13 protein-coding genes and 3 pseudogenes are annotated in these 14746 nt (G+C 38.8%); 2 read left to right on the top strand and 14 right to left on the bottom strand.

What is annotated here, in order from left to right:
* The first annotated feature begins 46 nt into the window (after nt 1-46).
* Entirely contained in the window at nt 47-1675 is a 1629-nt protein-coding gene (locus NYZ99_RS07610; protein ID WP_260574713.1) for an acyl-CoA carboxylase subunit beta, read from the top strand.
* Here the strand turns inward: NYZ99_RS07610 and NYZ99_RS07605 are convergent.
* The 11 genes and pseudogenes from NYZ99_RS07605 to NYZ99_RS07560 form a co-directional block, all read right to left on the bottom strand.
* On the bottom strand, nt 1672-2259 hold the full coding sequence (locus NYZ99_RS07605) for a YfaP family protein (protein WP_260574710.1): 588 nt from the start codon (nt 2257-2259) through the stop codon (nt 1672-1674). The two genes, NYZ99_RS07610 and NYZ99_RS07605, sit on opposite strands and share 4 nt — an antisense overlap.
* Nucleotides 2220-2957 carry a tetratricopeptide repeat protein gene (locus tag NYZ99_RS07600; RefSeq protein WP_260574706.1) on the bottom strand — a complete coding sequence of 246 codons (738 nt, stop codon included), beginning with the start codon at nt 2955-2957 and terminating at the stop codon, nt 2220-2222. Before NYZ99_RS07600 ends, NYZ99_RS07605 begins: the two co-directional genes overlap by 40 nt.
* Nucleotides 2920-3432 carry a carboxypeptidase-like regulatory domain-containing protein gene (locus tag NYZ99_RS07595; protein ID WP_260574705.1) on the bottom strand — a complete coding sequence of 171 codons (513 nt, stop codon included), beginning with the start codon at nt 3430-3432 and terminating at the stop codon, nt 2920-2922. The genes NYZ99_RS07600 and NYZ99_RS07595 overlap by 38 nt, the downstream gene beginning before the upstream one ends.
* Nucleotides 3433-3590: 158 nt before the next feature.
* Nucleotides 3591-3821, bottom strand: a complete 231-nt coding sequence (locus NYZ99_RS07590) for a hypothetical protein (protein ID WP_260574704.1) — start codon at nt 3819-3821, stop codon at nt 3591-3593.
* A 21-nt stretch (nt 3822-3842) separates the two neighbouring features.
* On the bottom strand, nt 3843-4868 hold the full coding sequence (locus tag NYZ99_RS07585) for a TonB-dependent receptor plug domain-containing protein (RefSeq protein WP_420845194.1): 1026 nt from the start codon (nt 4866-4868) through the stop codon (nt 3843-3845).
* A gap of 53 nt (nt 4869-4921) precedes the next feature.
* Nucleotides 4922-6214 (bottom strand): carboxypeptidase-like regulatory domain-containing protein, encoded by a 1293-nt coding sequence (locus NYZ99_RS07580; RefSeq protein WP_260574702.1) that lies wholly within the window; start codon nt 6212-6214, stop codon nt 4922-4924.
* A gap of 35 nt (nt 6215-6249) precedes the next feature.
* Nucleotides 6250-7597, bottom strand: a pseudogene (locus NYZ99_RS07575) (M24 family metallopeptidase).
* 142 nt (nt 7598-7739) lie between these two features.
* Entirely contained in the window at nt 7740-8690 is a 951-nt protein-coding gene (locus NYZ99_RS07570) for an AMP-binding protein (RefSeq protein ID WP_260574701.1), read from the bottom strand.
* Between the two features lie 6 nt (nt 8691-8696).
* Entirely contained in the window at nt 8697-9029 is a 333-nt protein-coding gene (locus tag NYZ99_RS21580) for a hypothetical protein (RefSeq protein ID WP_338039381.1), read from the bottom strand.
* Between the two features lie 20 nt (nt 9030-9049).
* Nucleotides 9050-9610 carry a CPBP family glutamic-type intramembrane protease gene (locus NYZ99_RS21575; protein ID WP_338039380.1) on the bottom strand — a complete coding sequence of 187 codons (561 nt, stop codon included), beginning with the start codon at nt 9608-9610 and terminating at the stop codon, nt 9050-9052.
* A gap of 28 nt (nt 9611-9638) precedes the next feature.
* Nucleotides 9639-10692 (bottom strand): annotated as a pseudogene (locus NYZ99_RS07560) (o-succinylbenzoate synthase).
* 95 nt (nt 10693-10787) lie between these two features.
* Here NYZ99_RS07560 and NYZ99_RS07555 point away from each other — a divergent pair.
* On the top strand, nt 10788-11582 hold the full coding sequence (locus NYZ99_RS07555; protein WP_260574700.1) for an SDR family oxidoreductase: 795 nt from the start codon (nt 10788-10790) through the stop codon (nt 11580-11582).
* 2 nt (nt 11583-11584) lie between these two features.
* Here NYZ99_RS07555 and NYZ99_RS07550 read toward each other — a convergent pair whose 3' ends face one another.
* From NYZ99_RS07550 to NYZ99_RS07540, 3 genes and pseudogenes are all read right to left on the bottom strand, one after another.
* Complete coding sequence (locus tag NYZ99_RS07550; protein WP_260574699.1) at nt 11585-12388, bottom strand: sensor histidine kinase; 804 nt, start codon at nt 12386-12388, stop codon at nt 11585-11587.
* Nucleotides 12345-13553 carry a tetratricopeptide repeat protein gene (locus tag NYZ99_RS07545; protein WP_260574698.1) on the bottom strand — a complete coding sequence of 403 codons (1209 nt, stop codon included), beginning with the start codon at nt 13551-13553 and terminating at the stop codon, nt 12345-12347. The genes NYZ99_RS07550 and NYZ99_RS07545 overlap by 44 nt, the downstream gene beginning before the upstream one ends.
* 415 nt (nt 13554-13968) lie before the next feature.
* Nucleotides 13969-14732 (bottom strand): annotated as a pseudogene (locus tag NYZ99_RS07540) (LytR/AlgR family response regulator transcription factor).
* Between the last annotated feature and the right edge of the window lie 14 nt (nt 14733-14746).

Raw genomic sequence — 14746 nt, 5'->3', positions numbered from 1 at the left:
CAAATTTAACTCCTTATCTTTAGCCTAAGAAATGAAACAGGAAAGAATGGATCTAAAGTTCAATCAAAACGAGGATAGCAACAGACTACTTTTATCGGAATTAAGAAAGAAACTGGCCCATGTACAATTGGGTGGAGGAAAGGCCAAAATAGCCAAGCAACACGATCAAGGAAAACTAACGGCAAGGGAGCGCATCGACTATTTGTTAGACCCAAAATCAGAACAATTGGAAATTGGGGCCTTTGCTGGTGAAGGGATGTACGAGGCACATGGCGGATGTCCTTCGGGCGGGGTAGTTATTAAGATTGGATATATAAAAAAGAGGCTTTGCATTGTCGTGGCAAATGATGCCACTGTAAAAGCTGGGGCCTGGTTTCCGATAACCGCAAAAAAGAACCTAAGGGCGCAGGAAATAGCCATAGAGAACAAACTACCCATTATCTACTTGGTAGATAGCGCCGGGGTGTATCTGCCCATGCAGGACGAAATATTCCCTGACAAGGAGCACTTTGGCCGTATTTTCAGGAACAATGCCATCATGAGCAGCATGGGGATTACCCAAATAGCTGCCGTAATGGGAAGTTGTGTGGCCGGTGGGGCCTACTTGCCCATTATGAGTGACGAGGCACTTATTGTGGATAAAACAGGGAGTATTTTCCTTGCGGGCAGCTATTTGGTAAAGGCGGCCATTGGAGAAAGTATCGATAACGAAACCTTGGGAGGTGCCACCACTCATTGTGAAATAAGTGGCGTGACCGATTATAAATCGAAGGACGATAAAGATGCCCTTGATACAATAAAAAATATTGTTGACAAAATCGGGGATTTTCCTGTCGCAGGATTTAACCGTTCCAAAAGCTTAAAGCCAAAAGAAAATTCTGAAGATATCTATGGTATTTTACCAAGTTCCCGTACGGAACAATATGACATGATGGAAATCATAAAAAGGCTGGTTGACGATTCCGAATTTGAACCTTATAAAGAAAGCTATGGACAGACCATCCTCACAGGCTATGCCCGAATTGACGGTTGGGCCGTAGGTATCGTAGCCAACCAACGAAAAGTGGTCAAGACCAAAAAAGGGGAAATGCAGTTTGGAGGTGTTATCTATTCGGATTCCGCTGATAAGGCAACAAGATTTATCGCCAATTGCAATCAGAAAAAAATACCCTTGGTGTTTCTGCAGGACGTCACCGGATTCATGGTAGGTAGCAAGAGTGAGCACGGGGGCATTATAAAGGACGGGGCAAAAATGGTCAATGCCGTCAGTAATTCCGTAGTACCAAAATTTACAATCGTTATTGGAAACAGTTACGGTGCCGGTAATTATGCCATGTGCGGTAAGGCCTACGACCCCAGATTGATCGTTGCGTGGCCTAGTGCCGAATTGGCTGTGATGAGCGGAAATTCAGCGGCAAAGGTGTTATTACAAATTGAAACTGCCTCCCTGAAAAAGAAAGGTGAAACCATCACCGAGAAAAAGGAGAAGGAACTATTTGATAAAATAAAGATGCGATATGACGAGCAAGTTTCACCTTACTATGCCGCCTCTCGTCTTTGGACTGATGCAGTAATAGACCCGTTGGACACTCGAAAATGGGTTTCCATGGGCATTGAAGCCGCCAATCATGCGCCTATTGAAAAGCAATTTAATATGGGTGTGTTACAGGTTTAGTTGGAAACTAACTCAACAGTATTGGACACATTGAATAAATGTTGATTGAGGTTCTTGGTCATCAACTTAAACACCTTGATCTCCTTAGTCCGGAACGGTTCGCCATAGTTTCTATAAATGGCCACTTTTAGGTAGGTGGGAGTTATACTCTTGTTCCCAAAATAATTGATGTTCACCTGCCATTCGCCGGGATAGGTATTCCCTAATCGATATTCCTTAGCGGAATACCCCAAGGTTTTTTCGTCCTTTATGATTTCCTCATTATCCACAGCGGTATGCTTCCAACTAAAAAAACGATTTTCGGGGTTCACGAACTGTAGCTCAAATTCGGCCTCGCTATCCGCCCATTCAAAAACCAAACGTGTTCCTTTAAAATCCTCATTGGAGGCCAGTTTCTTGCGTTGTCTTGTAGTCAAGAAATCATTCCCCTTTAGTCCTAATAGATTCTTGAATTCGCTATCCAACAAAGCTGAAAATTCCCCTTTGTCATCGCTTAAAAAACCTTGCTGCTTAAGATAGTTGAATCTTGAGTACATGGAGGCCGCTAGGTTAAATTGTTTATTCTCCACATAACTTTCTGCCATATTGAAATAAGATTGTACATACTCGGCCTCAAGAGAAATACTTCCTTGTAAATTGCTTTCGCCAAAGCAAAATCACCATTTGCCTGGTGTATGTACGCTAAGGATTTTAAAGCGACCGGATTACCTTCAAAGAGCCTCCAATTGTCTTCAAGCAAGGAAGAGGCGATTTTTTTGTTGTCCCATCTATCCATAAAGTACCTGTAGGAATCCAGTACAAAGTAGAAGCTGTTGGCATATTTTACCAATTGGTTTTCGTAGGCTACAATGGCCTCTTCTTCAGAATTCGCCGCCAAATAAGACTCCATATAGATGGGTAGCGGCTGTGCACCATCCAAGGGTATTGCCCCACCATTGAACAAACTTTCTTGGTTCAATTTATTTTTGAACCTTTTGTAATTATTGTTTTGTACCGAAGAAAAGGTACCCGACTTTGTATTAATAATAATGACACCACCCCTACCCTTTTTGCCATATAAGCTGGTTCCTACCAAACTAGAATTAACGGCAATTCTTTTAATGAGGGAGGGATCCGGAGTATAGCAATCCATTCTTTCCAAAATTATTCCATCAACATCATAAACCACAGAATTTGTTCCCGAAAAGGAGGTTGCCCCATTTCTCAGGGCTACTTCCAATTCACCGATAGCATTGCATCTTGCCCTAATTCCGGCAAATCTTCCATTCAATAAGGTTGCCAAATTTATGTATTGGGGGCCAATATCCTTTTCGTCCAATATCCTTAAAGAGTAGCCTACACGTTCCTTGTCCGAGAAAACCAAATGAATTTTTAACGATATTTGGGTTGGAGGCATATTCAAGGGACATCTGTTCCTGAGATTTCATTCGCCTTTTTTCCGTCACCGTAACACCTCTTAGCTTTTCCACTTTATCACGTAACGTTACATTAAGCACCCGGGTAACATCCTCCACTTTGATTTCCATAGGCAGCTTTCCCATTAGCTCATACAATAGAATATCTCCTTCTTGGGCATAAATTCTGTAATTCCCACCTTCATCGGAAAAAGCTCTTTTCTGAGACCCTTCAATGGATACCACCACATTTTCGAGTGGACCATATTCATCGGTAATTTTCCCAAAGACCTCCTTTTCTTCTTGTGCTGTAGCTAGCGCACAACTAGTCAACACACATAAAAAAACAAATAAGTTTCTCATATCCGTAAGTATTTTGTTTTCAATTGAATATACTTAAAAAATAGGAATTTAACTACAGCTAAATAAAAATGTAATGGAATATAAAAAATACCCAATAGAGCCTTATTTGGTCCTGTCAGACCATGAAGAATCGTGTGAATGATGATTCATGAAAAAGACTAAGGAATTTCCAACAATGCCCTATTGACATCCTTTACATCCATCCTAAAAATATAAATGGCGTCATTTTGATGTTCCATACCATAATTGGTACTAACGGTTACTTTAAGATAAGTGGCCAAACCGGACCTGTTCCCTTTGTAAAGTGCATTCACTTTCCATGTTCCGTCATTCCCATATATGAAGAAATCCTTACTGGTATACCCTTTACCTATTAAACTTTCTCCCACTTCCCCATCACTTGCATTGGTTCAATTGCTCACTCCATTGTTGGGGCCTACAAATTGAAAATCCAATTGGGCCGTATCATCGTTCCATTCCAACAAGATCCGGGTTTTATTTTCATCCTTGTCCAGTAAGCCTGAAAGTGGGCCGTCTGTCTGATTTTCCTTGATTTCCAACAGCACTGCGACCTCTGTGTTGATTACCTGCTGCAATGCCTCCGGTTGTTCGGAAAAATATCCTTCCTGCACCAGGTTAAAATACCGGGCATATAGGTTTTTTCCGCGTTCCCTTTGACCGTTTTGGACATAGGCATTGGCCAAATCCCGGTAAGATTCCGCCGAATTTGATTTAAACAGCAACAACTGCTTGTATAATTGAACGGACTGATTTTGATTGTCGTACTTATCCATCAAAAACGCCAAGGCCTTTATGTAGTTGAAACCGTTGTTAAATCGGTTCAGGGCTATGGATAATAAATCCTTTGTAAAGGATTCCTGCTTCCAATATTCCAAAAAATAGTTAACTGCGTCAATGTTAAAATTGGGATTGGTTCCGTATTGAGATTCATAGGAATCGTAAATAGCCCTGGCTTCATCCAATTGTTTGCTACGATAAAGTTCCTGAAGAAAATCCGGCCAATTTCGGCGTACCTCCTCTTCTGTAATAGCCGAAATATTCGCCGTTCCTTTGACAAGACTTTCCTCGCCTCTAGTCTTATTATTTGAAAGTGAAAAATTTCCAAGGTTCGTATTGATTATGATGACCCCGCCTGCTCCTACCGATCCATATTTGGCCACCGCAGAAAGACCGGAAAGTATTGCAATTCGTTTAATCTGGGTAACATCGAGGAACTCAGGGTAGCCTGAGGCAATAATTCCATCTATTTCGAAGACAGCAGGGATTGGATTGTTAGTTCCATTCTGCCTTAGAAATATTTGGGTAGAACCATCGATAGCATTATCAAATGAAAGCATTGATAATCCGGATACCTTTCCCCTTAAAAGATTGCCTAAGGTAGTTGCACCGCTACTTTTTATTTCCGATTCATCCAAAATCTTCATTGAAACCCCAGCAGTACTCTTATCAAAAATTCCAAACGAAGTCTTTACAATCCCAGGGTCTTCATTGTATTGCTCAAAAAGTTCCTTTTGGGTTCTATTATTTTTTTCTGCCCCGTAACCACTGTTTCATCCAATGCTATGATTTTTTCCTCAAGCGAAACATTAATGGAATAGGAGGTTTCAAAAACTTTTCTGATCTGGGTTTGTAAAGACCCAAAACTGAATTCGAGTTCATCATTGACATTTACACTTATATTATATCTACCTATATCATTCGTAGAGGCTACTTCACCAGAGGTTAGATTCAAAACTTGGGCATTTGCCAAAGGTTTACCTTCATAAAAGACAAAACCACCTACCTGGGTCAATTGTTTTGGCTTAAGTTCGAGGCTTTGCAATAATTGATCTTTGGAATATTCTTTTACCAAAATTCCTTCCAGGTCATCTTCTTCTTCGGTTTCCTCCACAAGTGTTGTACTCACAAAATAAGTCAAAGCATCCTTGGGATATCTTAACCACTCCCCTTGACTTGCATATCTACGGTAGGATACTCCCGGGGTATCATCACCTGCTACAACAAGCCCTAATTGGTCACCGTATACCTTGAGCAATTCAATGCCTATACTAAAATCATCCTCTACAATGATGTCATAAGGGGTTAAATCAATACCCACCTTGCCTACCCTAGTCTTTATTGTATAAATGATATTTTTGTTGGTCAACCTTTCTTCCGGAACCTTAGTGCCGCCTTCATAGATATTTACCCTGACCAACAAACTGTCCGATTTATTTTCAAGCACATAAAAGTAGAATGCATTCAACTGCCGTTGCTTCTTGGACACATTGATTTTGGTTATCAATTCCCCGCCTAAGGCACCATCGCCTTCCCATGAGCCATTTTTTAACTGACCTACATAGGAATACCCTACCATTTTTTCGCTCTTGTTCCTTCTTTTTCGCTTTTTACTTGTCAATACTACCTCGTTTAAACTCAGAATATCCGGTTCTAGAAGAACGTCCAAAGGATAGGACTGTTCCGTTTGTACCACGGAAAAAGGAATCTTGTATTCTTTGAACGCTAGATACGATATCTTCAATGTGTCCTCAACGGTCAAGTTTGAGGCATCGAAGGAAAAATTAAAAGTTCCGTTTTCCTCAGAAACCGTTCCAAGGCCCCTGTCAACAAAACCGATATTTACAAAAGGTAGCGGGAGTCCCGTATCGGCATCTTTAACGGTTCCCTTCAGTACTGTTTGGGCAAGAACCATCCCCGGGAACAAAAAGAACATTGATTTCCATAAAAATGAATTCATTCTATGGGTACCAATTAATTTCATACATAGTGAATCTCTGTTATGCCTTTGTTAAGGTACTAATTTCCTTGGTGTTCTTTTACCCTTGGTATCAACAGAAGTTCGGTTTGTCTTCCATTTACATATCTGAAGCCATTCTCACCATAAAATCCTGCCTCCTCCAACATAATTCGAATGTCTCGTTTCCATTCGGAATCGTTATGGTCGTATTGAGTTCAATGGCATACACCGTATTAGGATTTAAAGGGTAGTTTTCGCCATCATCTTTCATGACCCCACCTTGAGAATCCCACATACCAATAGTGGTACCTGCAGAATGCCCATACATACCCAAAGGATGGGTATAAATGGAAGGTCTTAAACCGGCCGCCTTGGCATCGCTAAGGGATTTAGCCAAAATTTCATTGCCCGTTCTTCCTGCTATCATGTTTTGGGTCAAAAAGTCCTGCACCTTATTACCGTCCTTTAATCCATTTACCAAAAAATCCGGAGCTTTCTTTTCTTCAGGTTTAAGGACATAGGCCAGTTCTTGACAATCGGTGTTCAATCTCAAATATGTAATTCCAAAATCGCAGTGCAAAAGGTCTCCTGGAAGGATGACCATATCCTCAGGTCTACCGTGAAAAGGAATAGAGGTGCCCAACCAGGTCTTCGCTTGTTCTTTGGATATCTACCGTGGGGTGAAACCAGGTTTCTAATCCTAAATCGGTTACTTTTTGACGCATCCACCATTCTACATCAGAAGTTGTGGTAATTCCTGGCGTTATTACCTTTTCAGAAAACGCTTCCGAAATAATGTCGTGGGTAATATCTACCAACTGATTGTAGATGACCATTTCGCGGTCTGTTCTTGTTTCTATCCAACGGACGGCGAGTTGCTCTGCTGAAACCACTTTTGAACTGAATTTTTTGGGTAGATTGGACATGAATTCGTCATAATCGGTTTTATCCAAACCGTCCGCAATATTGTGCATTCTTTGAAAAGTTGAGCCCTATCTTCCGGGGGGTTCTATCAGATATCAATTCCATCAATCGCTTCCATTGGTCCGGCTCTTTTTCCTTATCCCATGCAGATTCAATGTTTTTTCCCACATTATAACGGGCAACCGCTAATTTTTCAATGCTATTTTTCACCTTATCCCTATAGAACAACAAAATGGTTCTACGTCTAGCATTTAGCCAAGTTGCTGGCAGCATCGTTCGCAACACGGGATCTTCGTTATATTCCCTTGAAATGACCACCCACATATCAATATTGGCATCATCCATCAATTGGGGTAATAGATTATTAAAACGATCGTCCAATAACTCATCAATTACTTTTGCCCTTTCCTTCTCGGGTAAGATACGTTGTGCATTCAAGGTTAAAACGGAAGTAACGATTAGAAAGAATACTATTCTTCGCATTGAATTAAATTTAGTTATTGATTATTAATGGCCTGTTTTATGGTCAGTTCTCTTTGAATTTTACCATTCTCAGTTCGTATAAAAGTGTTAAGATATAATATATCTTTTGGTCGTTCATAAGGTTCCAATGTTTTTATGGAGTTTAAACTGGCCATATCAAATTTTTGTGAGGAATCAGATTCCGAATTAATATCAGTTTTTGTCCCGGACGTTCATCATCAATACCCGCAATAATAAAGGGGCTTTCTACCGGAGGCATCAATTTGTTTTCAATAGTCTCCGGAAAAAGTTTTACTCCAGCAGAATTAATAACATTGTCATATCTTCCCAGCCAATGAAATTCTTGGTCCGAAACCAGATCCACTATATCATTGGTCACTACCTTTTCCATCACCACAAGGGGTGCCTCAATTACCAAGCACCCTCGTTTGTCACATGAGAAGAAAACATTGGGCAATGCCTTAAAAGGTGGTTGTTCAAATTCCGAGGTAATCTCCTTGATGGCCACATGGGTTATGGTTTCCGTCATTCCATAGGTCTCAAAACACTTGGTTTTTTTGGGAAACAGTTTTTTCTTTACTTCTTTTGAAACGGGAGTCCCGCCAATAATAAGTTTCTTCAATCGGTCGATTTCATCAAACGAGGATTGGACTTGTAAAGGAACCATCGCACAAAAATCAAAAGATTTTTGATTATCAATACTCTTTAAAGGCGCGGAACTTGGCTCTACGAAATGAATATCCAATCCCAAGACCAATGCACGGACCAACATCATCTTACCCGCTATATACTCACAGGGAAGGCAATGTAAACAAGTCGTTCCAGGAGTTAAATTGAAATAAGCACCTGTCGCCAAGGCACTATTCTTCATATGTTCCTTTAGCAGGGAAATTGATTTTGGGGTTCCTGTGGAACCAGAGGTATTTACTACGATAGAATTTTTAGGTGATAGCCAATCCAATAAAAAACTTCCAATACTTACTTGATAGGGTTCACCTTCTTTGATAAAACTATAAGCTAACTCTGATAGGTCCTTCCTGGAAATGGGTCTCCCTTTTATTTTAAATTCAGGATGGATCATGGAATCCTTCATGGTACACTAACGATTTTCTTGCGATTGTGACAAAAATTCTTCTTTGGTTAAAACCTTACCTGTCAAACGTTCCTTCCAATTTGTCCAGTTGTATTTTTTTGAAAAGAACCAAAGCAGCAATGGGAATACAACAAATACTGGTACCAAAACGTCCCACCCAAGTACTGGGTTGGAGATATCCCTATATACGGAATCCGTTTGAAAGGCAGTCCAATCGGCAGTTACCAACAGGGCAGCGGTTAAATTATTTGCCGCATGAAAGCCCAAGGCCAACTCCAAACCTTCATCCATCAAAGTAAGAATTCCCAAAAAGAATCCTGTACCTATGTAAAAAACCAAAATGCCGTAACCTAATTTTTCTACTTCGGATTTAATATGTGCATCAGACCAAAAAGTAAAGAGGTAAAAAACAAGGGGAACCATCTATTCTTGGTCATAATACCCAATCCTTGCATCATATAACCCCTCATAAAATATTCTTCCATGCTTGTCTGAATAGGAATAAAAACAATTGAAACCGCAGCCAATATGAGAAAAGGCTCCAATTTAAAGTTGAAAGAATAATCTTCCGGTGTCAACCAAATATCAAGAAACAATAAAGCTATTGATACAATTGCCCATAAACTAAAGGAGAACAAAATTCTACTCCAATCCACGCTTTTACGAGAAGTGGTTAATGATTTAATCGATTGTTTATGCACAAACTTAACATACAAGAGTAAACACAATAAACCTATGGCAAAAGTAAGCAACATAAAAAACAGGAAGGTATTAGAGCCTAATGCCTCTGACATACTTCCCATATCACCAGTTGCCAGGATCCCTGCAGCGTCAGAAACAAACAATGCTATTACCAAAGGTATTCCTCCGAAAATCTGCCATGCCCCAAAAACAACAAAAAGTCCCGAATATATCTCCAATTATCGCTTAACCCCTTAAATGCTTGTTCTATATACATAAATGTTCTATTAATTTTTCTTCCCAATCTTTCTTTTGGTCATAATATAAACTGCCATTTTTTACTTCTAAAGGGCTCTTAAAGTTATTAGTGAACAATGCCCCCGTACCCAGTCCCTGTGGCATTTTATTATTTAGGGTGTAAGTCCACTGTGCAATGGCATTTAAACCAATATTGCTCTCCAAGGCACTGGTAATCCACCAACCAATTCCATGCTTCTCCGCTAAATCTATCCATTCTTCAGAACCCGCAAATCCACCCACCAAACTGGGTTTTAAAATGATGTTTTGAGGTTTAATAGTTAGTAATAATTCTTGCTTTTTTGTTACATGAGTTACCCCAATCAATTCCTCATCCAATGCAATGGGCAATGGTGTATCTTCACATAATTTCTTCATAAAACCCCAGTTTCCTTGCTTTATAGGCTGCTCAATAGAATGAAGACCAAAACTAGCAAGGTCATTCAGCTTATTCAACGCTTCATCAGGTGTGAAGGCCCCATTGGCATCTACCCTCAATTCTATTTCATCAGAGGAAAAATCCTTCCGAATAGATTCCAGCAATCGCAACTCCTCCCTGAAATCAATGGCCCCAATTTTCATTTTAATGCATGAAAAGCCCTGTTCCAGTTTTTCAACGATCTGTGCTTTCATAAATGCTGAATCCCCCATCCGAGATAAGACCATTGATAGAAATAGGAGCGTTATCCTGGAGAAAAGAAGATTTAAAAAGCTCGAAAGGATTATCGCCTGCCAATGAAAGTAAAGCCTGTTCCAAACCAAATTGGATACTAGGAAACTCAATCAGTTCCTTTAAAAGAGTTGACTTACCCAAATGGATATTTTCCACCACCCATTTACATTTTTCTTCATACTCAGGAACATCATCAAAGCTTAGTCCCCTAAAAAGACCACATTCCCCTATACCTAGCTTTCCATCTTCCTCCGTAATTAAAAACCAAGTCTCCTTTGTTCTTAAAATACCTCCGGAGGTTCCACTTGGAGACTTAAAATTAAGTACATACTTTTTGAAACGTGCCTTCATTCAAAATTTAAATGGTTTTTCAACCCAAAATACTTTTTCATCATCCAAGTTGAATCCTGCAAATTTAGCTATATTTTGACTCTTAATGATTAGATATGGAGCGTTTAAAAGGTAAGGTAATTTGGATTACAGGTGCTTCCTCGGGAATAGGAGAGGCCCTTGCGTATAAACTGAACGAAATTGGTAGTAAAGTAATTTTGTCGGCACGAAGGGAAACTGAGCTTGTACGGGTTAAAAACAATTGTACGTTTTTGGATAATGTAGCAATTCTTCCCTTGGATCTTAGCAACTTTGAAATGTTAGAAACCATGCCACAAAAAGCACTTTCATTTTTTGGTGACATTGATATTTTAATCAATAATGGGGGAATCAGCCAACGTTCGCTGATCAAAGACACATCATTTAAAGTGTATCAAGAAATGATAAATATCAACTACCTGGGTACTATACAATTAACAAGATGTTTATTGCCGTATTTTATCACTAGACAAACGGGACATTTTGTTACAATTACCAGTTTAATGGGAAAATTTTCCTCTCCTTATCGCTCAGGTTACTGCGGAGCAAAACATGCCTTGCATGGTTTCTTTGATTCGTTACGAATGGAGCATGATAAGGACCAAATTGATGTAACAATGATCTGTCCTGGTTTTGTTCAAACCAATGTTTCCAAAAATGCCTTGGTAGCCGACGGTAGCATTTCAAATACTGATGATGAGGCAACGAAAAATGGAATTACAGCGGAAGTTTGTGCCGAACAAATAATTAATGCTATAAAAAGAAAAAAGTTTGAAGTATATATTGGTGGAAAGGAAAAATATGGGGTCTACCTGAAGAGGTTTTTCCCTAAACTATTGCACAAATTTGTTCTAAAAAGTAAAGTGAGATAACCTTATTTGAAATGGAACCAAAACCGAACTCCTTCAGCAGTTCTATCTGTATTCAAATTTGTTTGTAATTGGTTTGCCAATCGATTCATCAATCGGATACCCATGGAGGAATTCGCCCTTTCGTCAGAATCCTCAGGAAGTCCTACACCATTATCAGTGTATTCAAAAAATCCTTCCTGTCCCTGGGTTTTTCTGAGGTGGATATATATTTTGCCATTTTCCTCGTCATGTGGGAAGGCATATTTAAAGGAATTGGACACTAATTCATTTAAGATAAGTCCAAAAGGAATCGCTCGATCAATATCCAACTCCACACCTTCAGCATCTATGGTGATATTAATATTATGTCCTCCTTTTTTATATACAGATTGGACACTATTGATCAAGCTCTCGATATAGCCCTGCATTTCTATCACGGACAAATCCTCATTCTGATACAGTTTTTGGTGAATCAAGGCCATCGCCTTTACCCTACTCTTACCCTCCTCCAAGGCAACAATGGCAGCTTTACTTTTTGTGTTTTTTGTCTGAAGGCTCAACAAACTCGAAACCATCTGAAGATTGTTCTTAACCCTGTGGTGAATCTCTTTCAATAAGGAGTCCTTTTCAATAAGGGAATTTTCTATAAAATGTTTTTGTTCCGCAATCAATCTTTGGTTTTTGATACTTTTCAAATAGGCATAAACCGGACCCGAAAAACCTAAAAGAGTAAAAATCAGGGATATAAAAACCAAATTTATACGCTCGTCCTTTTCAAGGATTTCATTCCTGGTCTTTTCTAAAACCGCTTTCTGTTCCTCGTTCATTTTTCTCGGAATTTTCCAGATCTTGTTTCAACACGGACTCTAATTGCTGGCTCTTGATATTGGTGTCGTTATCATCCAGTGAGTCTCTAATCCTGTTATTTTGTTTGAGGTACTCATTAGCACTTTTATAATCGCCTGTTCGATCATAATATGCAGCATACAATCTGTTTTTTTTAAGTATGTTCTTAATCTTTACTGGTATTAGGTCTTTGCTCAAATAGTCCGTTGCCTTTTCATAATTATTTAGCTGAAGGTAACACTCGGCAATCTCCAAAGTATTTTCTACTAATTCGGTCGAAACTTTTCCCGTATTGTGTTTTTTGATAAGCTCTATGCCTTCTTCCAAATAAGGTATTGCCTTTTCATATTCCTTTAATTGCACATAGGATTTACCGATGTTTCCAAGAATGACCCCCTTTAAATGATTACCTTCATTGACCTCATTGGAAGTCTTGGTATTTATTACATCACTGAAATAAACATCGATTAAAGCATTCGCCTTGTTAAAATAACTTAAAGCTGTTGGCGTAGATTTATCCAACAGAAGGTAATTGCCAATAGTATTATTATAGATGGCCTGACCATAGAAATCACCTTCCTCTATTGTATTCTTTTCCTCAGTCATGTAATCCTCCATGGCCTTTCTGTGTTGGCCCAAACTTGAATAAATATCATAAAATGAAACCCTTTCGGTCAATCCCAATTCCCTTTTATACCTTCTAATTTCAATCTGCTTATCGTATAGCTCCAACTTGGAATAGTCGTCATCCATGATATTAAGAATGAGCGATTTCCACTCTAATGGGTATTCTTCCATATCATCGAAAAGATCCTTGGCAATGGACAAACTCCTCTCGTAATCCCCTAAATCATAATAGATTTTTGATTGGATCATTTGATATTCGGACACAGCTGCACTATCATTGATTTTTTGAGAGCTGATTAAATAAACATTTACCGTGTCCAACCAATCATACGCCGAGTTTTGGTTATACCGGTTTGAGGTATCAAAGAAAAAATCGATGCGGCTGGTAGAATTGGGAAGTTCCTTGAACTGCTGAAAATAATTCTCGCTTTGTGATGGTACGTCCTGTGAGTTAATCTCCATTGGAGCTAACAGAAAACAAAGAAAACCAAATAAAAGTACCAAAAAGCTTCTCTTCATATTATGTCCTAAATAGGAAGACTAACATAATCTAATCAACTCATAAATATTGTTTCCGGTAAGGAACCCTTTATGGATTCAATGCCCTACGAGTTTAATTATGTAGTAAACCTAAGCGATTCACATATTTTCAAGGTATGTAGACAAAATCAAGAAATTCAATTATAAATTCTGAATTATTCCCTAAAAATCTCTCTTTATACGTTTTTCTTCAAGTCACATATAAAGATGATTTTATCCAATATCCTTATTACAAAAATATTATTTACAATCCCCTATTATGCTTTAATGTTGTATAAGGTCGATTTTTTGTTGTGAAGATGCAATTCAACGAAAAACTATTCGTTTCAACTGGTTTTTTAAACACTTTATCGATAAAAGAAATACTAGTAAAACTTATAAGGCCAAACTAAAACTAAGAATTCATGGCGGAAATGATAAACTCCTTGAAATCTTTTGAAATGGGTATTAGCGTGTTGTTGATCATGATGTCCTTTGAATTAATTGCATCGATATGATCTACATTGACTATATAGGACTTATGTGCCCTGTAAAACTTATTCGAAGGAAGTTTTTCCAAATAGTCCTTTAATGGTGAGCGACCAGGAATTTTTTGTCAACCGTATTCACTTCCAAATAAACATTATCCGCCTTAATGAACTGGATATCCCCAAATTGAATTCTATAATAGAGATGTTGCTTTTTGACGAAAATAGAATCCTTAAGAATGGAGTTGCTCATTGGGACATCTTCATTGGATTCGACCGAATTATTAGCCGAACTACCCGAAGCCTGTTTCCCATATATAAAATTGGATAATGCGATTTCTATAGAAGTGTATAAATCCTGCTGCTCAAAAGGCTTTACCAAATAGCCGTTAGGTTTAACTGTCTTAGCATTTTCAACGGTGGCCCTGTCCGAGTTTGAGGTAACAAAAATAAATGGGATGTCGTAATTTTCCCGAATATGTTTCCCTAAATCAATGCCAGTTTTGTCCGAGGCAAGAATTATGTCAATAAGGACAAGATCTACTTGTTGGGTTTTTAATACCTCAACTGCTTGCTCGTAAACGATAACATTGTCTACAATTTCATAACCAATCTCCTCCAACATGGACTGCATATCATCTGCAATGATTACGTTGTCCTCTACGATAAGTATTTTAATAGGTTGTTCCAAAATTGTTAGTGGTT

It is taken from the genome of Maribacter litopenaei, from assembly GCF_025244665.1.
GTDB classification, from domain to species: domain Bacteria; phylum Bacteroidota; class Bacteroidia; order Flavobacteriales; family Flavobacteriaceae; genus Maribacter; species Maribacter litopenaei.
The sequence above is the reverse complement of the archived record's forward strand: the minus strand, read 5'-3'. Positions and strand labels throughout refer to the sequence as shown.